Origin of the sequence: Streptomyces sp. NPDC045470, assembly GCF_040646595.1 — a bacterium.
Taxonomy (GTDB): Bacteria; Actinomycetota; Actinomycetes; order Streptomycetales; family Streptomycetaceae; genus Streptomyces.
In genome coordinates this window covers 24,446-50,067 of sequence record NZ_JBEZAN010000028.1, presented here as the reverse complement: position 1 = coordinate 50,067, position 25,622 = coordinate 24,446, and the positions used below count along the sequence as shown (strand labels likewise).

24 protein-coding genes are annotated in these 25,622 nt (G+C 71.8%); 16 read left to right on the top strand and 8 right to left on the bottom strand.

From position 1 onward, the window contains the following. The first annotated feature begins 66 nt into the window (after nt 1-66). The 11 genes from AB0A97_RS38585 to AB0A97_RS38535 all read left to right on the top strand — a co-directional run bounded on the left by AB0A97_RS38585 (nt 67) and on the right by AB0A97_RS38535 (nt 9,190). Complete coding sequence (locus AB0A97_RS38585) at nt 67-414, top strand: hypothetical protein (RefSeq protein ID WP_361159768.1); 348 nt, start codon at nt 67-69, stop codon at nt 412-414. 238 nt (nt 415-652) lie between these two features. After that, a complete protein-coding gene (locus AB0A97_RS38580; protein WP_361159765.1) occupies nt 653-1,696 on the top strand; it encodes a DUF2520 domain-containing protein in 1,044 nt (347 codons plus the stop codon). Then, complete coding sequence (gene panC / locus AB0A97_RS38575) at nt 1,693-2,718, top strand: pantoate--beta-alanine ligase (protein ID WP_361159762.1); 1,026 nt, start codon at nt 1,693-1,695, stop codon at nt 2,716-2,718. Before AB0A97_RS38580 ends, panC begins: the two co-directional genes overlap by 4 nt. Beyond that, nucleotides 2,715-4,487 carry an L-aspartate oxidase gene (locus tag AB0A97_RS38570; protein ID WP_361159759.1) on the top strand — a complete coding sequence of 591 codons (1,773 nt, stop codon included), beginning with the start codon at nt 2,715-2,717 and terminating at the stop codon, nt 4,485-4,487. Before panC ends, AB0A97_RS38570 begins: the two co-directional genes overlap by 4 nt. Continuing rightward, the gene (gene nadC / locus AB0A97_RS38565; RefSeq protein ID WP_361159756.1) at nt 4,484-5,506 is read left to right on the top strand and encodes a carboxylating nicotinate-nucleotide diphosphorylase; all 1,023 of its coding nucleotides are present in this window, start codon (nt 4,484-4,486) and stop codon (nt 5,504-5,506) included. Before AB0A97_RS38570 ends, nadC begins: the two co-directional genes overlap by 4 nt. A gap of 5 nt (nt 5,507-5,511) precedes the next feature. Then, nucleotides 5,512-6,309 (top strand): type III pantothenate kinase, encoded by a 798-nt coding sequence (locus AB0A97_RS38560; protein ID WP_125045714.1) that lies wholly within the window; start codon nt 5,512-5,514, stop codon nt 6,307-6,309. Nucleotides 6,310-6,538: 229 nt separating this feature from the next. Then, nucleotides 6,539-7,147 carry a hypothetical protein gene (locus AB0A97_RS38555; RefSeq protein WP_361159753.1) on the top strand — a complete coding sequence of 203 codons (609 nt, stop codon included), beginning with the start codon at nt 6,539-6,541 and terminating at the stop codon, nt 7,145-7,147. A gap of 46 nt (nt 7,148-7,193) precedes the next feature. Further along, nucleotides 7,194-7,373, top strand: a complete 180-nt coding sequence (locus AB0A97_RS38550; RefSeq protein ID WP_361159750.1) for a hypothetical protein — start codon at nt 7,194-7,196, stop codon at nt 7,371-7,373. A 227-nt stretch (nt 7,374-7,600) separates the two neighbouring features. Further along, nucleotides 7,601-8,173: a BlaI/MecI/CopY family transcriptional regulator gene (locus AB0A97_RS38545; RefSeq protein WP_361159747.1), complete on the top strand. Its 573-nt coding sequence runs from the start codon at nt 7,601-7,603 to the stop codon at nt 8,171-8,173. Nucleotides 8,174-8,182: 9 nt separating this feature from the next. Continuing rightward, the gene (locus AB0A97_RS38540; protein ID WP_125054919.1) at nt 8,183-8,701 is read left to right on the top strand and encodes an amino-acid N-acetyltransferase; all 519 of its coding nucleotides are present in this window, start codon (nt 8,183-8,185) and stop codon (nt 8,699-8,701) included. 156 nt (nt 8,702-8,857) lie between these two features. After that, complete coding sequence (locus AB0A97_RS38535) at nt 8,858-9,190, top strand: Lsr2 family protein (RefSeq protein WP_030025331.1); 333 nt, start codon at nt 8,858-8,860, stop codon at nt 9,188-9,190. Here AB0A97_RS38535 and AB0A97_RS38530 read toward each other — a convergent pair. Beyond that, entirely contained in the window at nt 9,121-9,822 is a 702-nt protein-coding gene (locus tag AB0A97_RS38530) for an SCO3374 family protein (protein ID WP_361159743.1), read from the bottom strand. The two genes, AB0A97_RS38535 and AB0A97_RS38530, sit on opposite strands and share 70 nt — an antisense overlap. A gap of 509 nt (nt 9,823-10,331) precedes the next feature. Between AB0A97_RS38530 and AB0A97_RS38525 the strand changes: the two genes are divergently transcribed. Then, nucleotides 10,332-12,851, top strand: a complete 2,520-nt coding sequence (locus AB0A97_RS38525) for an ATP-dependent Clp protease ATP-binding subunit (protein ID WP_031005653.1) — start codon at nt 10,332-10,334, stop codon at nt 12,849-12,851. 447 nt (nt 12,852-13,298) lie between these two features. Here AB0A97_RS38525 and AB0A97_RS38520 read toward each other — a convergent pair whose 3' ends face one another. Next, entirely contained in the window at nt 13,299-15,968 is a 2,670-nt protein-coding gene (locus tag AB0A97_RS38520; RefSeq protein ID WP_361159739.1) for an NACHT domain-containing protein, read from the bottom strand. 524 nt (nt 15,969-16,492) lie between these two features. Here AB0A97_RS38520 and AB0A97_RS38515 point away from each other — a divergent pair. Continuing rightward, nucleotides 16,493-17,182, top strand: coding sequence for a M23 family metallopeptidase (locus tag AB0A97_RS38515; RefSeq protein ID WP_361159736.1), 690 nt, complete (start codon nt 16,493-16,495; stop codon nt 17,180-17,182). Between the two features lie 35 nt (nt 17,183-17,217). On the opposite strand, the gene AB0A97_RS38510 is transcribed toward AB0A97_RS38515, so the two are convergent. Next, on the bottom strand, nt 17,218-17,796 hold the full coding sequence (locus AB0A97_RS38510; protein ID WP_361159733.1) for a helix-turn-helix domain-containing protein: 579 nt from the start codon (nt 17,794-17,796) through the stop codon (nt 17,218-17,220). A 141-nt stretch (nt 17,797-17,937) separates the two neighbouring features. Between AB0A97_RS38510 and AB0A97_RS38505 the strand changes: the two genes are divergently transcribed. The 3 genes from AB0A97_RS38505 to AB0A97_RS38495 all read left to right on the top strand — a co-directional run bounded on the left by AB0A97_RS38505 (nt 17,938) and on the right by AB0A97_RS38495 (nt 20,716). Beyond that, nucleotides 17,938-19,557, top strand: coding sequence for an MDR family MFS transporter (locus AB0A97_RS38505; protein ID WP_361159730.1), 1,620 nt, complete (start codon nt 17,938-17,940; stop codon nt 19,555-19,557). A gap of 245 nt (nt 19,558-19,802) precedes the next feature. After that, nucleotides 19,803-20,207: a helix-turn-helix transcriptional regulator gene (locus AB0A97_RS38500; RefSeq protein ID WP_361159845.1), complete on the top strand. Its 405-nt coding sequence runs from the start codon at nt 19,803-19,805 to the stop codon at nt 20,205-20,207. 53 nt (nt 20,208-20,260) lie between these two features. Next, nucleotides 20,261-20,716 (top strand): VOC family protein, encoded by a 456-nt coding sequence (locus AB0A97_RS38495; RefSeq protein WP_361159727.1) that lies wholly within the window; start codon nt 20,261-20,263, stop codon nt 20,714-20,716. Nucleotides 20,717-20,906: 190 nt separating this feature from the next. Here the strand turns inward: AB0A97_RS38495 and cseC are convergent, their stop codons facing one another. The 5 genes from cseC to AB0A97_RS38470 all read right to left on the bottom strand — a co-directional run bounded on the left by cseC (nt 20,907) and on the right by AB0A97_RS38470 (nt 25,470). Further along, nucleotides 20,907-22,208, bottom strand: a complete 1,302-nt coding sequence (cseC, locus tag AB0A97_RS38490) for a two-component system sensor histidine kinase CseC (protein WP_361159724.1) — start codon at nt 22,206-22,208, stop codon at nt 20,907-20,909. A gap of 8 nt (nt 22,209-22,216) precedes the next feature. Further along, complete coding sequence (gene cseB / locus AB0A97_RS38485; protein WP_361159721.1) at nt 22,217-22,927, bottom strand: two-component system response regulator CseB; 711 nt, start codon at nt 22,925-22,927, stop codon at nt 22,217-22,219. Between the two features lie 9 nt (nt 22,928-22,936). Continuing rightward, nucleotides 22,937-23,539 (bottom strand): hypothetical protein, encoded by a 603-nt coding sequence (locus AB0A97_RS38480; protein WP_361159718.1) that lies wholly within the window; start codon nt 23,537-23,539, stop codon nt 22,937-22,939. A gap of 122 nt (nt 23,540-23,661) precedes the next feature. Then, nucleotides 23,662-24,213 (bottom strand): SigE family RNA polymerase sigma factor, encoded by a 552-nt coding sequence (locus AB0A97_RS38475; protein WP_030023568.1) that lies wholly within the window; start codon nt 24,211-24,213, stop codon nt 23,662-23,664. A 309-nt stretch (nt 24,214-24,522) separates the two neighbouring features. Then, nucleotides 24,523-25,470: an A/G-specific adenine glycosylase gene (locus AB0A97_RS38470; RefSeq protein WP_361159715.1), complete on the bottom strand. Its 948-nt coding sequence runs from the start codon at nt 25,468-25,470 to the stop codon at nt 24,523-24,525. Nucleotides 25,471-25,622: the final 152 nt, after the last annotated feature.

Genomic DNA, 25,622 nt, shown 5'->3' with positions numbered 1-25,622 from the left:
GGCTCGTTTGACGGCTCCCGTCAATCGACGGGCCACCCGCCGCGGGGCGGCCCCAGTGTGGTGTCCATGAACGCATCCCAGCAGCACATGCTCGACGCCTACCGTGCCGCCCAGCGCGGTGAGAGCGCACCCGTCCTCCCCGGTGCCGGTGACGTCCAGGCCGTACGCGAGATACGCCGGTGGCTGCGCTTCCAGGCCGTGGTCACCGCACCCGCCGACCGCCCCCTGGCCCGCTTCCGCCGCGCCGTACGCCGCGCCCTCACCCGGCGGCCGGTACGCCCCGTACACCTCCGTCGGACCGCGCGCTCCGCCCAGGCCGGGCCGCTGCCGCACCCCCCTCTCGATCCGTCCTCCGCTTCCGTCCCCACCCCCACCATGACGGGTCACGCCCGCCTCTGCGACCCCTGTGGATAACCTGCGCGAACGCCTCCGTCGCCCCTGTGGAAAACAGCCCGGGGCACGGCGGACGAGGCAGCCGGGAACGCGGCCGCGACCGCGTCCGGAAGACCTGCCGGAAACGCGCCCGGCGACGCGGTACGAGACACCCGTCTCAGCCTGCGTACGGCTCTGAGGAGCGCCGTAAACACTCGCGTAGCATGGCGAACGAATCGTCCGGTACCCCCCGCGGACTGGAACGGAAGGCCGTCGCCGCGTGAACACAATCCCACCCACCGAGGCCCAGGACCGCCCCGCCCGACTGACTGTCGGAGTCGTCGGCGCAGGTCGCGTCGGGCCCGCCCTCGCCGCGTCGTTGCAGCTCGCCGGACATCGGCCGGTCGCCGTGTCCGGTGTCTCCGACGCCTCCGTACGGCGCGCGGCGGCGCTCCTCCCCGACGTGCCGGTCGTCTCCCCGGCCGAGGTGCTGCAACGCGCCGAACTGGTGCTGCTCACGGTGCCCGACGACGCCCTTCCCGGACTCGTCGCGGGCCTCGCCGAGACCGGTTCCGTACGGCCGGGCCAACTGCTCGTCCACACGTCGGGGCGGTTCGGTACGGCCGTCCTCGACCCGGCCACCCGCGCCGGTGCCCTGCCGCTCGCCCTGCACCCCGCCATGACCTTCACCGGTACGCGCGTCGACGTGCAGCGGCTGGCCGGCTGCTCCTTCGGGGTCACGGCGCCCGAACCGCTGCGGATGGCCGCCGAGGCGCTGGTCATCGAGATGGGCGGGGAGCCGGAGTGGATCGAGGAGGAGGCCCGCCCGCTCTACCACGCGGCGCTCGCCATCGGGGCGAACCACCTGGTCACCCTGGTGGCACAAGCCATGGAGCTGCTGCGGGAGGCCGGTGTCGGCGCGCCCGACCGGATGCTCGGCCCGCTGCTGGGCGCCGCCCTGGACAACGCGCTGCGCTCCGGTGACGCCGCCCTGACCGGTCCGGTCGCCCGCGGGGACGCGGGCACCGTCGCCGCGCACGTCTCGGAGCTGCGCAAGCACGCGCCGCAGAGCGTCGCGGGGTACCTCGCCATGGCCCGTACGACGGCCGACCGCGCCCTGGCGCACGGTCTGCTGAAGCCGGAGCTGGCCGAGGACCTGCTGGACGTCCTGGCGAACGTCGGCAACGGCACCGGGGGCGCGCCGCCGTCGCCCGGCCGTGAAAGCCGTCCTGGCGGCAAGGGAGACCCGTCCGACGGGCACCGCGAAGATCCGCCCGGCGACCGTCCCGGAGAAGGCGACCGCCCCGAAGAAGGCGACCGATGAACGCCTCGCGCACGCGTCTGGTGCACACCGCGGCCGAGCTGCGTGCCCTGCCGCGCTCCTCCGGCCAGCGGGCCGTCGTCATGACCATGGGGGCCCTGCACGAGGGGCACGCGACGCTGGTCCGCGCCGCCCGCGACCGGGTCGGCCCGGCGGGGCAGGTCGTCGTCACCGTCTTCGTCAACCCGCTCCAGTTCGGTGCCGGGGAGGACCTCGACCGCTACCCGCGCACCCTGGAGGCGGACGTCGCGCTCGCCGGCGCGGCCGGAGCGGACGCCGTCTTCGCGCCCGCCGCCGCTGAGGTCTACCCGGGCGGCGCGCCGCAGGTACGCATAGCCGCCGGTCCCATGGGGGACCTCTTGGAGGGGGCCAGCAGGCCCGGCCACTTCGACGGTGTGCTGACCGTCGTCGGCAAGCTGCTGCACCTCACCCGTCCCGACGTGGCCCTCTTCGGCCGGAAGGACGCGCAGCAACTGGCCGTGATCGAGCGCATGGTGGCCGACCTGAACTTCGACGTACGGATCGTCGGCGTCCCCACCGTCCGTGAGGACGACGGGCTGGCCCTGTCCAGCCGCAACCGCTATCTCTCCGAGGCGGACCGCCGGACCGCCCTGGCGCTGTCCCGGGCCCTGTTCGCGGCCCGTGACCGGCTCGCCGCCGAGGAGGCCCTGCGGGACCGCGCCTCGTACGGGGCGCACACGGCCCACCGGGCGCACGACCGTTCCGCGGCGCTCGCCGCCCTGGGGGAGGACCGCGCGGCGGCCGACGCGCACGCCCTCGCGCACGCCGCCGCGACCCCGCCGCGGGGCCCTTCGGTGGCGCGCGCGGCGGCCCGTATCGTCCTGGAGGACGCGGCCCGCCTGGACCCGCCGCTGACGCTCGACTACGTGGCGCTCGTCGACCCATCCGACTTCACCGAGGTTCCGGACGCGTACGAGGGGGAGGCCGTGCTCGCGGTCGCCGCGAAGGTCGGCACCACCCGCCTCATCGACAACATCCGCCTCACGTTCGGAGCGCCCCGATGAACGGCACCACCCGCACCACTGACCCCGCCCCCACCCTCCGCCTCCAGGCCCCCGCCCCCGGCTGGTCCATCGAGGCCGACGTCGTCGTGGTCGGGTCCGGGGTCGCGGGCCTGACCGCCGCGCTGCGCTGCGCCGCCGCGGGCCGCCGTACCGTCGTGGTGACCAAGGCCCGCCTGGACGACGGCTCCACGCGCTGGGCCCAGGGCGGCGTCGCCGCGGCGCTCGGCGAGGGCGACACCCCCGAGCAGCACCTGGAGGACACCCTCGTCGCGGGCGCCGGGCTGTGCGACGAGGCCGCCGTACGGGCCCTGGTCACCGAAGGCCCGGGCGCCGTCCGCCGCCTCATCGCCACCGGCGCGCGCTTCGACACCGCGCCCGGCACCGACGAAATAGCCCTCGGCCGTGAGGGCGGGCACCACCGCCGCCGCATAGCGCACGCGGGCGGCGACGCGACCGGCGCCGAGATCTCCCGCGCCCTGGTCGACGCCGTCCGCTCCCAGGGCCTGCGCACCATCGAGAACGCCCTCGTCCTGGACCTGCTCACGGACGCCGAGGGCCGTACGGCAGGTGTCACCCTGCACGTGATGGGGCAGGGCCAGCACGACGGCGTGGGCGCCGTGCACGCCCCCGCGGTGGTCCTGGCCACCGGCGGCATGGGCCAGGTCTTCGCCGCGACCACCAACCCCGCGGTCTCCACCGGCGACGGCGTCGCCCTCGCGCTGCGCGCCGGCGCCGAGGTCTCCGACCTCGAATTCGTCCAGTTCCACCCGACGGTGCTCTACCTCGGCCCGGACGCGGAGGGCCAGCAGCCGCTGATCTCGGAGGCGGTACGGGGCGAGGGCGCCCACCTGGTGGACGCCGACGGCGTCCGCTTCATGATCGGGCAGCACGAACTCGCCGAACTGGCCCCGCGCGACATCGTCGCCAAGGCCATCCTGCGCCGCGCCCAGGAACAGGGCGCCGAACACATGTACCTGGACGCCCGGCACTTCGGCGCCACCCTGTGGGAGCAGCGTTTCCCGACCATCCTCGCCGCCTGCCGCGCGCACGGCATCGACCCGGTCACCGAGCCGGTCCCGGTCGCGCCCGCCGCGCACTACGCCTCCGGCGGCGTACGGACCGACCTGTCCGGCCGGACGACCGTGCCGGGCCTGTACGCGTGCGGCGAGGTCGCGTGCACCGGTGTGCACGGTGCCAACCGGCTGGCCTCCAACTCCCTCCTGGAGGGCCTGGTCTTCGCCGAGCGCATCGCGGACGACATCACGGCCGCGCCCGTCCGGCGGCCCGGACCTGTCGTCGAGCCCACCGCCGCCCCCGTACCGCTGCTCGCCCCCGAGGCGCGGCCCGTGATCCAGCGGATCATGACCGCGGGTGCCGGGGTGCTGCGCTCCGCCGCCAGTCTCTCCGAGGCCGCCACCGCGCTGGCCCGGCTGCTGCGCGACGCCGCCGACCCGTCCCCGTCCCACGGGCCCGAAGCCGCCCCGGCCCCGTCCGACGGCCCCAAGCCCGCCGAGCCCGGCGTCGAGGCGTGGGAGGCCACCAACCTGCTCCTGGTGTCCAGGGTGCTGGTCAGCAGCGCGCTGCGCCGCGAGGAGACCCGCGGCTGCCACTGGCGCGAGGACCACGCCGACCGGGACGACACCGCCTGGCAGCGGCACTTCCTGGTCACCCACCGCCCGCCGCACACCCTGCACAGCCGTACGACCGACACCGCCGCCTTCCCCGCGGCGACCGCCGCACCCGCGCCCGAAACGGAGCCGAACCAGTGAGCACCCCCGACGACCTCTCCCTGCACCAGATCGGCCGTCCGGGCCAGGACGCCGAGGCTCCGCAAGGCGGCTGCGGCGACTCCTGCGGCTGCGGCGCCGGTGACGGCGCGTACGAACTCGACCCGCTCGCCTGCGGGCTGGACCCCGACCTCGCGGCCCTCCTGGCCGAAGCCGGGCTGGACCCCGTCCAGGTCGAGGACATCGCCCACCTGGCCGTCGAGGAGGACCTCGACCAGGGGGTGGACGTCACCACCGTCGCGACCGTCCCCGAAGACGCCGTCGCCACCGGCGACTTCACGGCCCGTCAGGCGGGGACCGTGGCCGGGCTGCGGGTCGCCGAGGCGGTGCTGTCCATCGTGTGCACCGCGGAGTTCGAGGTCGAGCGGCACGTCGAGGACGGCGACCGCGTCGAGGCCGGACAGAAGCTGCTCAGCGTCACCACCCGCACCCGCGACCTGCTGACCGGCGAGCGCAGCGCCCTGAACCTGCTCTGCCGCCTGTCCGGCATCGCCACCGCCACCCGCGCCTGGGCCGACGCCCTGGAGGGCACCGGCGCCAAGGTCCGCGACACCCGCAAGACGACGCCCGGTCTACGCGCCCTGGAGAAGTTCGCGGTGCGCTGCGGCGGCGGCGTCAACCACCGGATGTCGCTGTCGGACGCGGCCCTGATCAAGGACAACCACGTCGTCGCGGCGGGCGGCGTGGCCGAGGCGTTCAAGGCCGTACGCGACGGCTTCCCCGGTGTGCCGATCGAGGTGGAGGTCGACCGGCTGGACCAGATCCCGCCGATCCTCACCGAAGGCGCCGACCTGATCCTTTTGGACAACTTCACCCCCGAGCAGACCCGCGAGGCGGTGGCGCTGGTGGCCGGCAAGGCGGTCCTGGAGTCCTCCGGGCGGCTCACCCTCGACAACGCCCGCGGCTACGCCGAGACCGGTGTGGACTACCTGGCCGTGGGCGCGCTCACCCACTCCTCCCCGATCCTCGACATCGGTCTCGACCTGCGCGAGGAGCGCTGACGCAGATGCTGCTCACCATCGACGTAGGCAACACCCACACCGTCCTCGGCCTGTTCGACGGCGAGGAGATCGTCGAGCACTGGCGCATCTCCACCGACGCCCGCCGCACCGCCGACGAACTCGCGGTCCTCCTCCAGGGGCTGATGGGCATGCACCCGCTGCTGGGCGAGGAACTGGGCGACGGCATCGAGGGCATCGCCATCTGCTCCACCGTCCCCTCGGTCCTGCACGAGCTGCGCGAGGTCACCCGGCGCTACTACGGGGACGTTCCGGCCATCCTGGTCGAGCCCGGCGTCAAGACCGGTGTGCCGATCCTGATGGACAACCCCAAGGAGGTCGGCGCCGACCGGATCATCAACGCGCTGGCTGCCGTGGAGCTGTACGGCGGGCCTGCCGTGGTGGTCGACTTCGGTACGGCCACGACGTTCGACGCGGTCAGCGCGCGCGGCGAGTACGTCGGCGGGGTGATCGCGCCGGGCATCGAGATCTCGGTGGACGCCCTCGGCGTGAAGGGTGCCCAGCTCCGCAAGATCGAACTGGCCCGGCCGCGCAGCGTGATCGGCAAGAACACCGTCGAGGCCATGCAGTCCGGCATCCTGTACGGCTTCGCCGGCCAGGTCGACGGCGTCGTCCAGCGCATGGCGCGGGAACTGGCGGACGATCCGGACGACGTGACGGTGATCGCCACCGGCGGGCTGGCGCCCATGGTGCTGGGCGAGTCCTCGGTCATCGACGAGCACGAGCCGTGGCTCACGCTGATCGGTCTGCGGCTGGTGTACGAGCGCAACGTGACCCGGGGCTGAGGGCCGTACGGGACGGCCGGACCGGCCGCCGGGCCCGGCGGGCGACCGGCGGTCCGGAGCCCTGGGCCGACCGGCCCGTCCGGCCTCCACGGCGAATTGCCCACTTAGGCCCTATACATACCTGCTTCTAACTGAAGAGGCTTTTGTTGCCTGTCGTGCTTTCCGCGACACTTGCGTCGTTCTAATGGTGTTAAGCGGATTTTGTCCGGCGACGGCGTAAGGTCGGCCCATGCCTATGCCATACGGATCCCGCGGCGGTATGGCCTTCAGCGCCGACGAGTTGCGCGTCCTGCGGCGCGCGCTCGCCGCCGCCCTCCAGCCGACGCGCCGCACGACCGCCGCCGAGCCGGGCTACGACGCCGACGGCGCCCAGGAGGTCCAGGAGTACCTGCGGCTCGCCGAGGCGGTGGACGAGGCCGCGCGCGAGGGCGGGCGGCTGCGCGCCTTTCTCCTCGCCGACCTCGCCCGCTACCGGGACGCCCTCCCCGGCTCCGCCCGCGGCTACCTGGGGCAGCTCCAGGAGGCCCTGGCGGCCGGCTACGACCCCGTCCCCGCCGACCTCGCCGCCCTGCGCCTCCTGTGCGCGCGACAGCGGGGGACGGAGGAACACGCGCGCCGTACCGCCCTGCTGCGCCACTGCGAGCGCCTGGCCGAGCGCTCCGTACGGGCCAGGCTGCGGGCCCTGCCCGGCGGTCGGGTGGCGGACGAGCCCGCGCCCGTTCCCGCTCCGGAACCGCGCCCGAAGGCGCCGCGCACCGGCCGCCCCGTCCCCACACCGGGCGAGGTCTTCCCGCCGCGCCGCAAGCCCGTGCGGCCCCCCGCGGCCCGGACCGCGTGAGCGCTGCGTACCCTGGAATCCTCACTCCCGAAGGAGGCCCCTGGTCATGGATTACGTCGCAGCGCTGGTACCGCCCGTGGTGATGGCCGTGGCGTTCGTCGCGCTCATCGTGACGATCGTGAAGAGCCAGGGTGGCGAGAACAAGTCCAAGGAGGACGCGGCGGTCGACGCCGCGCTGGCCCGCGCCGAGGGCACCCGCCAGGAGCCCAAGGCCCACGGCGCCTGACCGGCACCGGCCGGGCCACCCCCGGCCGGGCCCCCGGCCACCCGCACCCCGTACCCCGCCCCGGGCGCCGACGGAGTTCGTCCATCCGTTCGGCCCCTGGTCGGCCTTGCGCACCGCACACGTCCGTACGGCCCGAGATCGTGCATCTCGGGCCGTACTGCCTTTTTCCGGGGTAAATCAACCGGGTAAGAACCGGCATTCGCGACATCTCCCACTATTGTGCTGGTGTGCCACGACGCTTGGGTGATCTGGAAGACGCGGTCATGACGCGGGTGTGGGAGTGGAACCGCCCGGTCACCGTTCGGGAAGTCCTGGAAGATCTGCAGAAGGAACGGTCGATCGCCTACACAACGGTGATGACCGTATTGGACAACCTCCATCAGAAGGGCTGGGTGCGCCGCGAAGCCGAAGGACGCGCCTATCGATATGAGGCGGTCTCCACTCGTGCCGCCTACTCGGCCGCACTGATGAACGAAGCGTGGTCCGCGAGTGACAACCCCGCGGCGGCCCTGGTGGCCTTCTTCGGGATGATGTCGCCGGAACAGCGGCACGCTCTCAGGGATGCCGTACGCATGGTGCAGGGCGACGAACCGGCGGAACCCGCACCGGCCCCGCCGGGCCCCGGCCGCGCCGAACGCGAACCGCCCGTGCCGGCGGAACGGCCGGACCATGAGGAACGCGCCGGTGAACCGGCCGCGGAACGTGCGCAGGAACCTTCCGCACCCCCCGAACAGACCGAAGAGGGGCGAGCGGATGCGGGAGAAGTACCCGCGGCGGGAACCGGCGACCCGGGGCGATAGCGTCGCGCCATGCCGCCCCTGACTAATGGACTCACCGTCCGCCGTGCCCGGACCAGCGATGTACCGGCCGTACGCCGGCTCATCGACGCCTACTCCCCGGACGGCATCCTCCTCGACAAAGCCACCGTGACGCTTTACGAGTCCATCCAGGAGTTCTGGGTCGCCGAGCGGGACCAGGACGCCGAGGTCGTCGGCTGCGGAGCGCTGCACGTCATGTGGGAAGACCTGGCCGAGGTGCGCACATTGGCGGTGGACCCGCGGCACAAGGGCACCGGGGTCGGCCACCAAGTCCTCGACAAGCTGCTGCGCACCGCGGGCTGGCTCGGAGTGCGGCGCATTTTCTGCCTCACCTTCGAAGTGGACTTCTTCGCCAAGCACGGCTTCGTGGAGATCGGTGAGACGCCCGTCGACGGCGATGTCTACAGCGAGCTGCTGCGTTCCTATGACGAGGGCGTTGCCGAGTTCCTCGGTCTCGAACGAGTGAAGCCCAACACCCTGGGCAACAGCCGGATGCTTCTGCACCTGTGATCAGCGTTCTATGTCCGAATCGCGCCCCTATCTCATAGCTGTGGAAGCAAGCGTTCCCCGGCCGTGGTGCAACTGAACCCTACCCAGGGGTTTGTGTTTTTCCCGGAAAAGCGGTTTGCTTTCCGTCGTAATCCGCATTCGATGAAAGGGAAACCGGTGGCACAGAAGGTTCAGGTTCTTCTTGTCGACGACCTCAACGGCGGCGAGGCCCATGAGACCGTGACGTTCGCCCTCGACGGCAAGTCCTACGAGATCGACCTGTCCGACGACAACGCGCACAAGCTGCGCGAGTCGCTGGCCGAGTTCGTGAAGGCGGGCCGCAAGACCGGTGGCCGTTCCGGTGGCCGCGGCAAGGCCCGCGCGTCTTCCGGTGGGAGCCCGGACACCGCGAAGATCCGCGCGTGGGCGAAGGAGAACGGCTACAACGTCAATGACCGCGGTCGTGTGCCCGCGGAGATCCGTGAGGCGTTCGAGAAGGCGAACGGCTGACCGCCGTACCCGCAATCCGTTTGTCTTCGAGCTTGACGGCCGCGCAGCAAACGGGCCCGGTGGCATTCCGTTGCCGCCGCGCTCACGAGTCGTACGAGGTCGGGGGCGCGCCCCTGGCGATCCGCGAGGGGAACACCGTGGCCCCCGCGCCCTGCCCCTGTCCCCGTGGTGGGCAGAGCCGCCTCGATCTCGCGTCCCGGCTCGGGAGGCCGCACCCACCCGGCGGCCTCCCGTGGGCCCGATCCGTACGGCCACCACGCCTGCGGTGACGGCGGCGGCGGGGACGGCGCGGGCATCCGGTCCCCGGTGCCGCGTGCGGTCAGATCCAGCCCCAGCGAGCCCCATTCCAGCCATTCCAGAAGCTCCGGCAACTCCTCCGCGGCACCCGCGGTCACGAGGACGAGCATCCTGGGACCGGCGGAGCCGCTGCGGTCGATCAGTACGGGCCCCGTGGGGCCCACCCGCCCCAGTACGGCCCGGCCCGCGTCGGCCGGCAGGTCGAGGGCGTCGAAGCGCACCCCGGTCAGCAGCTCCACCGGCTCCGTGCCGGTGGTCGGCCAGCGCAGCTCGTCCTCGTACCACTGCCGTACGGCGGCGAGGGCGGAGCGGGAGCGCGGGAGCGCGACGGGCATACCGGGAGCAACTCGCGAAACCCCGAGAAGTTACGCTGGGTTGACATGCGGGTACGTACTGTCGTCGCGGAAGGGGGTGCGCGGGGGCGTGACGGCGCAACGGACGGCGCTCGGGTGTTCGCCCATAGCGGATGGAACAGGCCCGCGCCGCATGGAGTGTCCGGGGCGGCGGGTAAGACAACCCCAGTGGGGAGAGACGGTGCAGCGGCGTGCGCAGCGCTTTTTCCGGAGTTGCGGCGGACTCCGGGCGGACGTGTCGGTGAGGGGCGCGTTCGCCACGGGCGTACTGGCCCGGGGCGTATATGCCTGGCCTGCGGGAACATCGTCTCGCACCATCGGGTTGGAGCAGATGTCGGCTGTTCGGCAGCAGATTTCCCCGCCGTCGCGGGGGTGATCCGGACGGATGTCGGCAGTTGGAATGAGCTGTCCCGTCCCACGGGACTAGCATGCGGAAGGACAGGGAGGGGACCGACCCCTAACTGCCTGACCGCTCTGAGGAGCGATTAACGATGTTCGAGAGGTTCACCGACCGTGCGCGGCGGGTTGTCGTCCTGGCTCAGGAAGAAGCCCGGATGCTCAACCACAACTACATCGGCACCGAGCACATCCTCCTGGGCCTGATCCACGAGGGTGAGGGTGTCGCCGCTAAGGCCCTGGAGAGCCTCGGGATTTCGCTCGAGGCGGTCCGCCAGCAGGTGGAGGAGATCATCGGCCAGGGGCAGCAGGCCCCGTCCGGTCACATCCCCTTCACCCCCCGTGCGAAGAAGGTCCTGGAGCTGTCGCTCCGCGAGGCCCTTCAGCTCGGCCACAATTACATCGGTACGGAGCACATCCTGCTCGGCCTGATCCGCGAGGGCGAGGGCGTCGCCGCCCAGGTCCTGGTGAAGCTGGGCGCCGATCTGAACCGGGTGCGGCAGCAGGTCATCCAGCTGCTCTCCGGCTACCAGGGCAAGGAGGCCGCCACCGCCGGCGGCCCGGCCGAGGGCACCCCCTCGACCTCGCTCGTCCTGGACCAGTTCGGCCGCAACCTGACGCAGGCCGCCCGCGAGACCAAGCTCGACCCGGTGATCGGGCGCGAGAAGGAGATCGAGCGGGTCATGCAGGTGCTGTCCCGCCGTACCAAGAACAACCCGGTCCTCATCGGCGAGCCCGGCGTCGGCAAGACGGCGGTCGTCGAGGGCCTGGCCCAGGCCATCGTCAAGGGCGAGGTGCCCGAGACCCTCAAGGACAAGCACCTCTACACCCTGGACCTGGGCGCCCTGGTCGCCGGCTCCCGCTACCGCGGTGACTTCGAGGAGCGCCTGAAGAAGGTGCTCAAGGAGATCCGCACCCGCGGCGACATCATCCTGTTCATCGACGAGCTCCACACCCTGGTGGGTGCGGGCGCCGCCGAGGGCGCGATCGACGCCGCGAGCATCCTCAAGCCCATGCTGGCGCGAGGCGAGCTGCAGACCATCGGTGCGACCACGCTCGACGAGTACCGCAAGTACCTGGAGAAGGACGCGGCCCTGGAGCGCCGCTTCCAGCCCATCCAGGTCGCGGAGCCGTCGCTGCCGCACACCATCGAGATCCTCAAGGGCCTGCGCGACCGTTACGAGGCGCACCACCGTGTCTCGATCACGGACGAGGCCCTGGTCCAGGCCGCCCAGCTGGCCGACCGCTACATCTCCGACCGCTTCCTGCCGGACAAGGCGATCGACCTGATCGACGAGGCCGGCTCCCGGATGCGCATCCGCCGGATGACCGCGCCGCCGGACCTCCGCGAGTTCGACGAGAAGATCGCCGACGTGCGCCGGGAGAAGGAGTCCGCGATCGACTCGCAGGACTTCGAGATGGCCGCGGGCCTGCGCGACAAGGAGAAGCAGCTCCTGGCCGCGAAGGCGAAGCGGGAGAAGGAGTGGAAGGCCGGCGACATGGACGTCGTCGCCGAGGTCGACGGCGAGCTGATCGCCGAGGTCCTGGCCACGGCCACCGGCATCCCGGTCTTCAAGCTCACCGAGGAGGAGTCCTCGCGGCTGCTGCGGATGGAGGACGAGCTCCACAAGCGCGTCATCGGCCAGAAGGACGCCATCAAGGCGCTCTCGCAGGCCATCCGCCGTACCCGGGCCGGTCTGAAGGACCCCAAGCGCCCCGGTGGCTCGTTCATCTTCGCCGGTCCGTCCGGTGTCGGTAAGACCGAGCTGTCCAAGACGCTCGCCGAATTCCTGTTCGGCGACGAGGACGCGATGATCTCCCTCGACATGTCGGAGTTCAGCGAGAAGCACACGGTCTCCCGGCTCTTCGGCTCGCCTCCCGGCTACGTCGGCTACGAAGAGGGCGGCCAGCTCACCGAGAAGGTGCGCCGCAAGCCGTTCTCGGTCGTGCTGTTCGACGAGGTGGAGAAGGCCCACCCCGACATCTTCAACTCACTGCTGCAGATCCTGGAGGACGGTCGCCTGACCGACTCCCAGGGCCGGGTGGTGGACTTCAAGAACACGGTCATCATCATGACGACCAACCTCGGGACCCGGGACATCTCCAAGGGCTTCAACCTGGGCTTCGCCGCCCAGGGCGACACCAAGAGCAGCTACGAGCGGATGAAGAACAAGGTCAACGAAGAGCTCAAGCAGCACTTCCGGCCCGAGTTCCTCAACCGTGTCGACGACACGGTGGTCTTCCACCAGCTCACCGAGGAAGACATCATCCAGATCGTCGACCTCATGATCGCCAAGGTGGACGAGCGCCTGAAGGACCGCGACATGGGCATCGAGCTCAGCGGTGAGGCCAAGAAGCTGCTCGCCAAGCGCGGCTACGACCCGGTGCTGGGCGCCCGCCCGCTGCGCCGGACCATCCAGCGCGAGATCGAGGACGCTCTCTCGGAGAAGATCCTCTTCAGCGAGCTGCGCTCCGGTCACATCGTGGTCGTCGACATCGAGGGCGAGGGGGAGAACGCCAAGTTCACCTTCCGCGGCGAGGAGAAGGCGGCCCTGCCGGACGCTCCGCCCGTCGAGTCCGCGGCCGGTGGCCCGGACCTGTCGAAGGACGCGTGACGGCCGGCGGTACGGACCGGGCGCCCAGCGCCTGACCGGCACGGCCTGTGACGCCGCGGCCCGGGACCTGTTCCAGGTTCCGGGCCGCGGCGTTGTCGTAGGAGTCGTGAGCGGGGGAGCCGTACGGGCGCTGCCGTGCGGAGTACGGAGTACGGGCGCGAGGCGTCCGGGCCGTGCGCGGAAGTGTTTTTCCGTACTCGGGTACGGGCGGATATCCGTAACCGCCGGGATGCGGTGCCTTCCGCTCCGGTACGGCAGCGGCGCCGGCTATTGCCCGGCCCTCCCGGACGTAAAGGGAAAACGTCATTCCGGATTGCTCCGGCGACATTGCGCGGGCGGCCCCGGCCCGAATAGGCGCCGGGTTATTCCGGAGAACCGGGTACTCGAAGGCCGAACGCCGCGCCCGGCCCCGGTAAGGCAGGCCCATAGCCCCGCAAGACCGTGATGTCACAGCTCGACGACGCGGATTCCCTCCGGAACACCGGTGACCCGCGGCAGCCGGCGGCTGACCCGCAGCTCCTCCAGCCGGGGGAACGCGGCCAGCCACTCCATCGAGGCCCCGAGGTCGTACGCCAGCCAGAGGCGGCGCAGACCGTCCGCCGGGACGATGCCGTCGATCAGCTCGGCCACCGTGAACTCCCCGGCGACCTGGAGGTACGGCCGGCCGCCGAGCCCGCGCAGCGCGGACAGCTCCTCCACGTCCGCCGCGGGGAAGAACAACTGGTCCGGGTCCAGGTGGGCGATGATCTCCCGGGCGTAGCGGGCGGTGTCGTACCGCCGCCAGGCTCCGGCGAGCTGCGCCCGTACCGCGTGGTACCTCCGCTTGCGCAGCCCGGTCAGGTAGTCGATCGCCATGTCGTCGGTGATGGAGGTGGCCGTGACGGCGAGCAGATATGCCTCGCCGTCCGAGACCTCGGCCGGCTCCGGCAGCATCTCCAGGACGATCGGGCCGATCCAGCCCAGCGCGCGGGCCCCGGCCACGGTGCTGGGGCGGACCATGTCCCGGGTGAAGCGCCGCACCCGGTGGCGGACCTCCGGGTCGAGTTCGGCGGCGTGCTCCACGCAGGCCGCGGCGAGCAGCTTGCGGTGCCGGGCCTCCGCGGCCCGGATGCCCGGACGCGGGGTCAGCAGGCCGTTCAGCAGCGCCGCGCACTCGTCGGGGCGGGCCAGGGCCACGGCCATCCTGATGACGTCCTCCCACTCGGAGAGGTGGGCGTGGTTGAGCAGCAGCCCGAAGTCGTGGCGCTGGACGGTGGCGCGGGCGGCCAGGAAGTCCTGGAAGGTGCGGTGCACGAAGTCGACCGTGCCCGGGGCCGGTTCGCGCAGCAGCCCGGTGCGGTTGAGCAGGTGGCGGTAGATCTCCTCGGCGCCGCCCTGGCGTGCGGCGTCGGGGATGGCCGCCAGGTGCTGCGCGAGCGTGTCGACGGCGATCTCGCGGTCCATCTCCGAGCGCCCGTTGACCAGCATCCAGTGCGCCAGCTTCTGCAGTAGCTGGATCTTGGGCTGGCGGGGCAGGTCGATGCCGTCCGTGGTGCCCATCGCCCGTTCCCGGTCCCGCCGTTCCAGCAGCATCGACAGGGCGGCCTCGTACAGCTCCTTGCGGCCGTTGGGGAGGTAGCCGCGGCGGTCGCGGTGCAGGGCGCAGAGCATTCCGCACATCAGCGGGTTGGTGGCGAGCCGCCCGAGGTCGCGGGTGATGCGTACGGCGTTGAGCAGGGTGCGTTCGTAGTGGTCGAGGCGGTCCAGGTCGTCCGGCTCCTGCTGGGCGGCGGCGCGGTGCCAGCGCTGGATGAACGCGGCGATGTCCTCGCGGCTCATCGGGGCCAGCGACAGTTCGGCGAAGCCGTCGGCCGTCAGCCAGTCGGCGCGCACCGCGGAGGGGCGGGAGGTGACGATCCAGATGTTGCCCGGGTACAGGGCGGTCCAGTCCCGGAGTTTGCGCCGCAGCCGCTCGCGCTCGTCCTCGGGGGCCTCGTCCACGCCGTCGATCAGCAGCAGTCCCCGGCCGGCCCGCAGCACGCGGTCGGCCCAGCCCGGCGGCTGGGCCTCGGCGCCCGGATAGCCGACCGCCGCGAGGAAGCCGCCGGGGGACGGCAGGCCGTGCCGGGCGAAGCGGCGCACCGGAAGGAGGAAGGGCACCCGGCCGTACAGGGCGCGGTGCAGCGGGGTGGGCAGCTCGCCGCGGGCGGTGGCGACGGCCAGCCACTGGAGCAGGGTGGTCTTGCCGGATCCGGCCACGCCCCGTACGAGAATCCGGCACCGGCCGGACAGGGCGTGCTCGGCGGGGACGGCGGGCTCCGGAGGGCCGTCGCTGTCCACGGCGGCCGGTTCGGCCTCGCAGCGCAGGCCCAGGTAGGCGGCGTCCAGCGGCCAGCTGTCCGGGGAGTGCGCGAGGTCGATGCCGAAGATGGTCAGGTGGTTGTGGAGGACGGCGGTGTCGTGGGCGTACCGCGTCTCGAAGTCGGCGTCCTCGGCGGAGCGGGACGGCAGCCGGGCGGCCAGCGCGCCGACGGCGTCGTCGAGCCTGCCGAGGGCGCGCCGGTTCTCGACGAGGGTGCGGGCACCGAAGCCGGACAGCCGGGTGAAGAACTCCAGCATGTGCAGGGCCGCGGTGTGCAGCACGATGCCGTGCAGCTGGGCGCCGTCGCCGGTCAGGTGGCGGGTGGCGTCGGGGGCGGCGCGGTGCAGTTGCCGGGTGAGCGTGTCGGCTTCCAGCCGGGCGTCCTGCACGATCTCCAGGTCGATGTCGCCGAGGGCGCAGAGCGTACGGGCGAGGGCGTCCGCCACGGCCCGGTCCTCGTCGGGGGCGACGGGCCGCTCCAGTGCCGCGCCGGTGGCGCCGGGCAGCGGGGTCACGGCCCGGTCGACGAGCTTGGCGGCGATGCGCCGTACATCGCGCTCCCCGAGGGTGCGCTTCTCGCCGCGGAAGGAGACCAGGCCGCTGATCCGTAACGGGCGGTCCACCAGGAAGGCGCCGGGGCCGGGGCGGACGAGGAGCTTTCTGACGAGCGGGGCGACGACTTTCGGAAGGAGCCGGGCCATGATGATCATCGGGTCCATGCGGTGATCCCCCATCACCTGGTCGACGCCGGCCGGGCCGGGCGCCGTGGACTTCAAGCCTAGAGGAGACGGGGTCTCCGGGAGGTTGCTCAGCCGGGTGACGCCGTACGGGGGGCGAGCTTTCCTCGTACGGGGGCTTTGGTCCCGATACGGACAGGCAAAAGACCCGGCGGAAGGCGGGGGAAAGCCGGGGCCCGGTGACATGACGCACAGGCCCTCGGGCGCCTACTACGCGGAATAGCGGGCGCTTTCCGAGGTGCGGCGGGCGGGTACGGGCGCGGGGGCCGCCACGGCGCGGCGAGGGGGTTCACGGGGTGTTCGGCAACGTCGTACGCCGGGGTGAAGCCGCAGCTCAGAGGCTTGGCGCCGGGTGTGGCCGGTGTCCGTGAGAGGGCGGTGGCCGCAGGGTTTGATGTCGGGTGGTGCGGGTAGTGGCGGGGGTTCATTCCCCCGGCTTTTGCTACGGGATGGGATAGTAGAAAGGGGTATTGGCAGCATGTCGGATTCGGGTTACCAAGGTGGGGCGTTCCCGGTCGACGGCCGGGGCGCGGCCTTTTCCCTTTCCCGGAGGTAGTCCCCGCATGTCGAAGCACCACCCCCTGCACCGCCTGACGAAGAAGTCCACTCTCCGTACCCGCGCCTCCGTGCTCGCGGCGGGCCTGGGCGTCTCCGCGGCCATGGGCGCCGGGGTGGCCGTGGCGGCCGGGAGCGACGCGCACGCGATCGCGCTGGACGGCCTGGCGTCCGACGTCCGCTCCTCGGTGGCCGCGCAGGCCGACGCCCAGAAGAAGGCGGCCGAGGCGGAGAAGCAGGAGGCCGAGAAGGCCAAGAAGGCCGCCGAGGAGAAGGCCCGCTCCTGGGTGAAGCCGGTGGACGACTACAAGCTGGGCATGACCTTCGGGCTGGCGGGCAAGCACTGGTCCCACAACCACAGCGGTCAGGACTTCGTGGTGCCCAGCGGCACGGCCGTGCACGCCGTGCACGGCGGCACCGTCGTCAAGGCCGGCCCGAACGGCGGCGGCGACGGTCCCGCGTACGGCAACGCGATCGTGATCAAGCACGACAGCGGCACGTACACCCAGTACGCGCACCTGACCAGCACCGAGGTCAAGCCGGGCCAGAAGGTGGAGACCGGCCAGGAGATCGCCAAGTCCGGCAGCACCGGCAACTCGACCGGCCCGCACCTGCACTTCGAGGTCCGTACCGGCCCGAACTACGGCTCCGGCGTCGAGCCGACCGCCTTCCTGAAGGCGCGCGGCGACGGCGTGTGATCCCGCCCGCGGCACCCCCCGGTGCCGCGGTGCCGTCAGCCGAGACTCGGCGGCTGGGCGGCGGTGACCAGTTCGGTGGCGACCTCCAGGACGGCCTTGCGCTTGTCCTCGGGGTCGCCTTCGAAGTTCTGCATGGCGAACAGGCCCGCGTGCATCGAGAAGATCGCGGTGATGCACCGCACCTGGTCCGTCAGCTGCGCCTCGGGTTCCCTGAGCAGTCCGGTGAGCCGGAGCATCCGCTGCTTGAAGGTCTCGCCGATGCTCAGGTCCCGTACGGCCGCCTGATTCTCCTGCATGAAGCGGAACAGCGGCTCGGCGGAGCGCAGCGCCTCGCTGTAGCGGCGCAGGATCTCCTGCTTGGTCTCCAGGGTGCGCGGCTGCGCGCCGGCCCACTCGATCAGGTCGTCGATCGGCCGCGTCAGGTCCTGGAAGAGGCTGATGACGATGTCTTCCTTGGTCTTGAAGTGGTAGTACAGCGCCGCCTTCGTGACGTCGAGCCGCTCGGCGATCTCGCGCAGCGAGGTCTTCTCGTACCCCTGCTCGGCGAACAGCTCCAAGGCGACGTCCTGGATGCGCTGGCGGGTGTTGCCCCTGCGCGCGTGCGGTGTGCCCATGCTGCTGTTCTCCTGCGTCGGTCGTCCGGGCCGGGGCCACGGGGGCCCACGCACAAACTTACTTGACGCCCGGCTAGTTGGTAGCTACCTTACTGCACTGTACTGAACTAGCCGGGCGGCAAGTAAGTGGGAGAAGCGAAAATGGGGATGTCGCAGACGAAAGCGACCCCGACGGGGGAGATACCGAAACCGGCGGAATCCGGGGGGAAGCAGCCGGCCAGCGTCCGCGTGGTGCTGTTCGCGCTGATGATCGCGATGCTGCTCGCGATGCTGGACAACATGATCGTGGGCACCGCGATGCCCACGATCGTCGGCGAACTGGGCGGGCTGAGCCACCTGTCCTGGGTGGTGACCGCGTACACACTCGCGACCGCCGCCTCCACCCCGATCTGGGGCAAGCTGGGTGACCTGTACGGCCGTAAGGGCGTCTTCCTGACGTCCATCGTGATCTTCCTGATCGGCTCCGCGCTCTCCGGCATGGCCCAGGACATGGGTCAGCTGATCGGCTTCCGGGCCGTGCAGGGCCTGGGCGCGGGCGGTCTGATGGTCGGCGTCATGGCGATCATCGGCGACCTGATCCCGCCGCGCGAGCGCGGCAAGTACCAGGGCATGATGGCCGGCGTCATGGCCGTCGCGATGATCGGCGGACCGCTGGTCGGCGGCACCATCACCGACCACCTCGGCTGGCGCTGGAGCTTCTACATCAACTTGCCGCTGGGTGCGATCGCCCTGGTCATGGTGACCGCGGTGCTGCACCTGCCGAAGAAGCGGTCGCAGGCGCGCATCGACTACGTGGGCGCCGTACTGCTCACCGTCGGCATCACCTCGCTGGTCCTGATCACCACCTGGGGCGGTACGGAGTACGCCTGGCTGTCGGCCCAGATCATCGGGCTCGGCGCGGTCGGCGTGGCGGCCCTGCTCGCCTTCGTCTTCACCGAGACCAAGGTCCGCGAGCCGGTGCTGCCGCTGCACATCTTCCGCAACAGCAACTTCAGCCTGGTCACGCTCATCGGCTTCCTGGTCGGCTTCGTGATGTTCGGGTCGATGACCTTCCTGCCGCTGTTCCAGCAGACCGTGCAGGGCGCCTCGGCCACCAACTCCGGGCTGCTGCTCCTGCCGATGCTGCTCGCGATGATGGCGGTCTCGCTGGTCGCGGGCCGGGTCACCACCAACACCGGCAAGTACAAGATCTTCGTGGTGGGCGGCGGCGCGCTGATCACCGCGGGGCTGGCGCTGCTGTCCCTGATGGACACCGGGACCACCCGCTTCACCTCGGGTGTGTACATGGCGGTGCTCGGCGCCGGTATGGGCTTCCTGATGCAGACCACGATGCTGATCGCGCAGAACAGCGTCGAGATGAAGGACATGGGCGTCGGCTCCTCGTCCGCCACCCTGTTCCGTACGATCGGCGGCTCCTTCGGTGTCGCGATCTTCGGAGCGATCTTCAACAACCGGGTGACGGACGTGATGACCGAGCGGCTCGGCGCCGCGGGGGCGGGCGCGTCCGCGGGCGGCGCGCAGATGGACCCGAAGGCCCTGGCCAAGCTGCCGGCGGCGGTCAAGGACGCGTACATGCACGCGGTCTCCGGCGGCACCCACCAGGTCTTCGTGTGGGGCGCGCTGATCAGCGTCATCGGCTTCGCCGCGGCCTGGTTCCTCAAGGAGGTGCCGCTGCGCGGCGGCCCCGCCAAGCCGGCCGAGGGCCCGCAGGACGGCGGCGACGCTCCGGCGGCCAAGGCTCCCCTGGTGGACGCCGTCTGATCCGGCACTGAGAACTCCTGGCCGACGGCCCCCGGCGAACATGCCGGGGGCCGTCGGCGTATCCGCGCGCCGGTCGGCGAAGGGCCGTTGTCAGTGGTGCGTGTCAGCATCGGAACATGAACGGCGACGGGGTGCGGGACGAGCGGGCGGACGGGCGCGCGGGCGGCGATGGCGCGGCGCCGGCGCCGCCGGTGGCCCCGGTGCCGTCCGCGCGGCTGCGGCAGCTTCGGCTGGCCAAGGACGCCATGGACCGGGACTGGGCCTCGCCGCTGGACCTGGGCGCGGTGGCGGCCCACGCCGGGTATTCACGCTTCCACTTCATCCGGGCCTTCAAGCAGGTGTACGGCCTGACCCCCGGCCAGTACCTGAGCCGGCGCCGGATCGAGCGGGCCGAGGAACTGCTGCGTACGGCCGATCTCTCCGTCACGGAGATCTGCTGGCTGGTCGGCTTCGGCAGCCTGGGCACCTTCTCCGCCCGTTTCAAGGAGCAGACGGGGCTGACGCCGAGCGCGTACCGCCGGCGGCATGTGGGACAGGGCGCCGGGCTGATACCGGGCTGCTACGCCCTGCTGTGGTCCGGTGGCTTCAAGTCGTTCGAGAGCCGGGACGGGACGGCCCCGGCGGACCGCAATTTCCGAGAAGGCGGGTAGCGGACGCGCTGCCTACGGTGAAGAGGACCGCGCAAGGCAACGGAAGGCACATCATGATCAAGGGACTCGCCATCACCACCGTCTGGGTCCTCGACCAGGACCGGGCGAAGGAGTTCTACACGCGAAAGCTCGGACTGGAGGTCCGCACGGACCTGCGGATGGGCGGCGAGGACGGTATGCGGTGGCTGACCGTCGGCGCCAAGGACCAGCCCGAGGTGGAGCTGACGCTGATGGTCCCCGGCCCGCCCGGTATGGACCCGGAGTCCGGCGAGCAGCTCAGGCAACTGGTGAGCAAGGGGCTTATGGGCGCCGGGGTGCTGGCCACGGACGACGTGAAGGCCGACTACGCGGCGCTGAAGGCCAGAGGCGTGGAGTTCCTCCAGGAGCCGCAGGAGCGCCCGTACGGCATCGAGGCGATATTCCGCGACGACTCCGGCAACTGGTTCTCGCTGACCCAGCGCAGCGAACAGCTCGACCTGGGCAAGGACTGGGGGGAGTGCGTGGAGTAGCCATCAGGCTGCGGACGGGCGGGCCGGGCAGCGCGCGCGGCGGACCGCGCGCGGCGGACTCGGCCGGAAGGGCGGGCGCCGCACCTCACCGGTCCGGCGGTCGTCCCTACCGGTCCGGCGGTCGCCCGCACCGGTCCGGCGGTCGTCCCGACCGGTCCGGCAGTTGCCCGCACCGCTCCGGCGGTTGCCCCTACCGGTCCGGTAGCTGGATGACCGGGAAGCTGCCCGTGTTCGTCGGGGCGTTCTCCGGCAGCCACAGGACGGAGACCGCGCCGGTGGAGCCGTCCGTCAGCGCGTCCGCGTTGCGGAAGGTCAGCCGGGCGCCCAGGACGCGGGCCTGGCCCGCCGCGATGGTCAGGCCGAGGCCGTGGCCGCGCCCGGCCCGGTCGCTGCTGCCGGTACGGAAGCGGCTCGGGCCCTCGCGCAGCAGGGCCTCGGGGAACCCCGTGCCGTGGTCGCGTACGCGCACGACCCGGCCCTCGACGGTCACCTCGATCGGCGGCTTGCCGTGCCGGGCCGCGTTCGCGATGAGGTTGCCCAGGATGCGCTCCAGGCGCCGCGGGTCGGTGGAGACCTCGGCGTCCCGCAGGATCTCGATCTTGATGTCGCCGTTCAGGGCCCGCACCCGCCGGGTGACGAACTCGCCGAGCGCCACGTCCTGGAGTTCGGCCCGCTCCGCGTAGCCGTCCAGCCGGGCCACCTCCAGCACGTCCTCGACGAGGGTGCGCATCGCCTGCGCCCGGTCCCGTACCAGCTCCGAGGGGCGGCCGGGCGGCAGCAGCTCGGCCGCGGTGAGCAGCCCGGTGACCGGGGTGCGCAACTCGTGGGCGATGTCGGCGGTCACCCGGCGCTCCGCCTCGATCCGCTTCTGGAGCGCGTCGGACATCGCGTCCACCGCCCAGGCCAGATCGTCCGTCTCGTCCCGGATGCGGCCGCCGACCTCGTCGCGGATGCGGACGGAGGTGTCGCCGTCGGCCAGCTTGCCGGCCGCCGCCGCGGCCTTGCGCAGCCGCTGGGACAGCCGTCCGCCGATCAGCACGCCGAGCGCGCAGCCGCCGACCACGACCGCGGTCGAGCCGATCAGCAGCGCCTGGTCGAGGTCGTCGAGGACGGCGAACCGGTCGGGGAAGTAGCCTTGGACGGACAGCACCCGGCCGCCCGCGGCCGGCGCCGCGGCCCACACCTTGGGCGTGGTCTGGCCGGTGTCCTCCAGGTAGGTCGCCCGCTTGCCCTTGGTGACCTCGTCCCGCAGCTCCTTCGGCAGCGCCGGGTCGTCCAGCTTGGCGCCGAAGCGGAGCTGGTGCGTGGATTCGTAGATCTTCTGCGTGAAGTTGAGGCGTTCGGTCTGCACGTCGCGGCTGTTGTCCAGCATCGAGCCGCGGGCCGCGTTGTGCACGACCAGGCTCAGCGCGATCGCGACCAGCGCTCCGACGAGCGCGATCGCGGCGCTGAGCTTCCACCTCAGTCCGGTACGCAGGGCGAGCCTGACCACCGCAGGAGTCAGCCTCTCAGCTTGTAACCGAAGCCGCGGACCGTCTCGATGCGGTCCTGGCCGATCTTGCCGCGCAGTCGCTGCACGTGGACGTCCACGACCCGGGTGTCACCGCCCCAGCCGTAGTCCCAGACCCGCTCCAGCAGCCGGTCGCGGGAGAGGACCGTGCCGGGCGAGTCGGAGAACTCCAGCAGCAGGCGCATCTCGGTGGGCGTCAGCGCGACCGGCTGACCGCCTTTGCGCACCTCCATGCCCTCCGTGTCGACCTCCAGGTCACCGAAGCGTAGGACGGCCTCGGCGGGCGCGGCCGTGTCCGAGCCGGCGGCGCCCGAGCCGTCCGGCCCAGAAGCGTGCCCGAAGCGGCGCAGCACCGCGCGGATCCGGGCGACCAGCACGGCGCCGTCGAACGGCTTGGTCACATAGTCGTCGGCGCCGGCTTCCAGGCCCAGCACCACGTCGATGGAGTCGGCCCGCGCGGACAGCATGATCACCGGCACGGTGGACTCGTCCCGGATGCGCCGGCACAGGCTGACGCCGTCCAGGCCCGGCACCATCACGTCCAGCAGGGCGATGTCCGGCCGGTCGGCGCGGAACGCCTCCAGCCCCGCCAGGCCGTCGGGCATGGCGGTGACCACGAAGCCGTCCCGCTCCAGCGCGAGCTGGGTCGCCTCGCGGATGACGTCGTCGTCCTCGACGAAGAGCACATGGGTATCGGCCATGCGGTGTTCTCAATCCTCCGGTGCCGGTTCCGGGGTCGCGGTCTTCGTGCCCCCGTTGTTGCTGTAGTCGGTGTGGTACCGGGCGTACTCGACGAAGCGGCTGCCCGTCCAGCGGTAGGTCATCACATCCTCGCCGGAAGCGCAGCAGACCTTGTCGCCGGTGTCGTAGGTCTGCTTGGAGACCTCCAGTTCACCCTTGTTGACGCCCGCGTACACCGAAGGCTGCTCGTCGGCGAAGACATTCTCGTACGTCCCGCCCTTCTTACGGTAGACGTACGAGCCGATGCCGACCGAGTCCGCACAGGTCAGCACGTTCACCACGACATCGGGGTCCTTGCCGTGGGTGAGCGCGGCGTAGGTGACCTCGACCGGGTACTCCTCGGCGGCGCACGGCTTCCCGAGCGACTTCTTGACGTCCTCGCCGACCTTCGGGTCGTTCTTCACCAGCTCCACGGCGTCGACCTTCTCGTACGGGGACGGCACCGAGGGGGACGGGGACGGCACGTGGGCCGACCGGCCCGTGCTCGCCGGCGGGCTGCTGGCCGTGCCTTCGGTCCGCACCCCCTCGCCGCCGGGATTGCACCCGGCCAGCAACAGCGAAAGGGCGGCCACTCCCGCGAGGGCCGCTCCACCGCTGGTCCGCCGGACGGCGCTCCGTCCTCCGGCCGGCCTGTTCCTGGTCAAACCGCTCCCGCTCACAGTCCCTCTGGCTAAGCCACCGGTACCGCAGCCGGTCAGGCCGCGCACCGCTCCCGCTCCTGCTCGCCGCGCTCCAGCATCCGCGCGTCGATGTCGCGATTCTCCAGCTCCTGGCGCAGCCGGGCCAGGGCCCGGTGCAGCGTGCTCTTGACCGTACCGGTGGACATGCCCAGCGCCGCCGCGGTCTCCTCCGTGCTCATCTGCTCCCAGTGTCGCAGCACGACGACGCTGCGCTGCTTGGGCGCGAGCACCCCGAGGATGTCCATCAGCAGCGCCCGGTCGGCGCGCTGCTCGGTGCCGTCGTCGACGCTGGCGTCCGGGAGCTGCTCGGTGGGCACCTCCTCCAGCTTGCGGGCGCGCCACCACTCCGTCCGCGTGTTGATCATGACGCGGCGGAGGTAGGCGTCGGCCAGCGACTTGTCGGCGATGCCGTCCCAGCGCCCGTACGTACGGACCAGGGCCGTCTGGAGCAGGTCCTGGGCGTCGACCGGGTCGGGTACCAGGCGCCGGGCGCTGCGCAGCAGGGCCTCCTGCCGCGTCCGCACGTACTCTTCGAAGTCCAGTACCTTGCCGCCGCTGGTCGCCATCCCGACGCCTCCGATCCGCTTGCGATTCCCCACGTTGACCGCGCTGGTGGTCATCTCCAGCACGAGGAAGACGCTACGGAGGGGGTGTTGCGGCGTAATGTGCGAGGGCCCCACAGGGAGTGCACGGAAAACCGTCGGTTGTGTAACAGCCCCCTGGGGGTCATACCTCCGACTGACGGGGGCCCGGACCGGGTCATCCTCCTGGGGGACTGCGGGGGCGGCCGGAAGAGCTAGGAGCAGGCCCGGTAAGCGGTGACGCGGACCGCGCCATCACTCAACTGTCACAGAGCGGTCAGCACGGCCCGCACGTCACGACGTGCTCCGGCCGAGCGGCAGGCGGTACATGCCGCCCGGCAGCGGCTCCACCAGGCCGTCCGAGACGAGACCGTCCAGCGCCCGCGCGCGCTGCACCGGTTCGTCCCACACCGTGTCCAGCACCGCCTGCGGAACGGACCCGACGGCTTCCCGCAGTACGGCGAGGAGCTTGCCGCGCACCTGGCGGTCCGTACCGGCGTACGTCTGGCCGCGCCGCGGCGGGCCGTCGTGCGCGGGCGAACCCGCCAGCCGCCAGGCGCACTGCGCGGAGATCGGGCAGCGCACACACTCCGGGCCGCGGGCGGTGCACACCAGCGCGCCCAGCTCCATCGTCGCGGCAGCCCACTTGGCGGCGGTCTCCTCGTCCTGCGGCAGCAGCGCGCGGGCCAGCTTCCGCTCGGCGGCCGTGGTGGCGTTCGGCGGGTACTGCTGCCCGGTGACGGCGCGCGCGAACACCCGGCGGACGTTGGTGTCCAGTACGGCGTGCCGCTGTCCGTACGCGAAGGACGCCACGGCCGCGGCCGTGTACTCGCCGACGCCCGGTAGCGCGAGGAGCTGCGCGTGATCGCGCGGTACGTCGCCACCGTGACGCTCCTGTATGGCGGAGGCGGCGGCGTGCAGGCGCAGCGCGCGCCGCGGATAGCCGAGGCGGCCCCAGGCGCGCACCGCCTCACCGGGCGGCTCGGCGGCCAGGTCGGCGGGGCGCGGCCAGCGCGCCAGCCACTGCTCGTACACCGGCAGCACTCTGCTGACCGGCGTCTGTTGCAGCATGAACTCGCTCACCATCACGCCCCAGGCGCCCGCCTCGGGGCGGCGCCAGGGCAGATCGCGGGCGTGCTCGTCGAACCAGTCGGTGACGGGGCCGTGCAGCCGGGCCCCTTCGGCGGCTTCGTTGGCGGCGGTGACAGCGGCGGCGCCGGTGGCGGCAGGAGTGGAAGTCATGGCACTGCCGATCCTGGCACGGCGGCGCTCCGCCGTGAAACGCACCGGGCGCGCGCCACGTTGCGCCCACCCGCTCGCGGGAACGCCGGGCCGGTCCCACCGGGGCCGGCAGAGGCTCGCGGTACGGAGGGGACGAGGATGTCCCCATGATG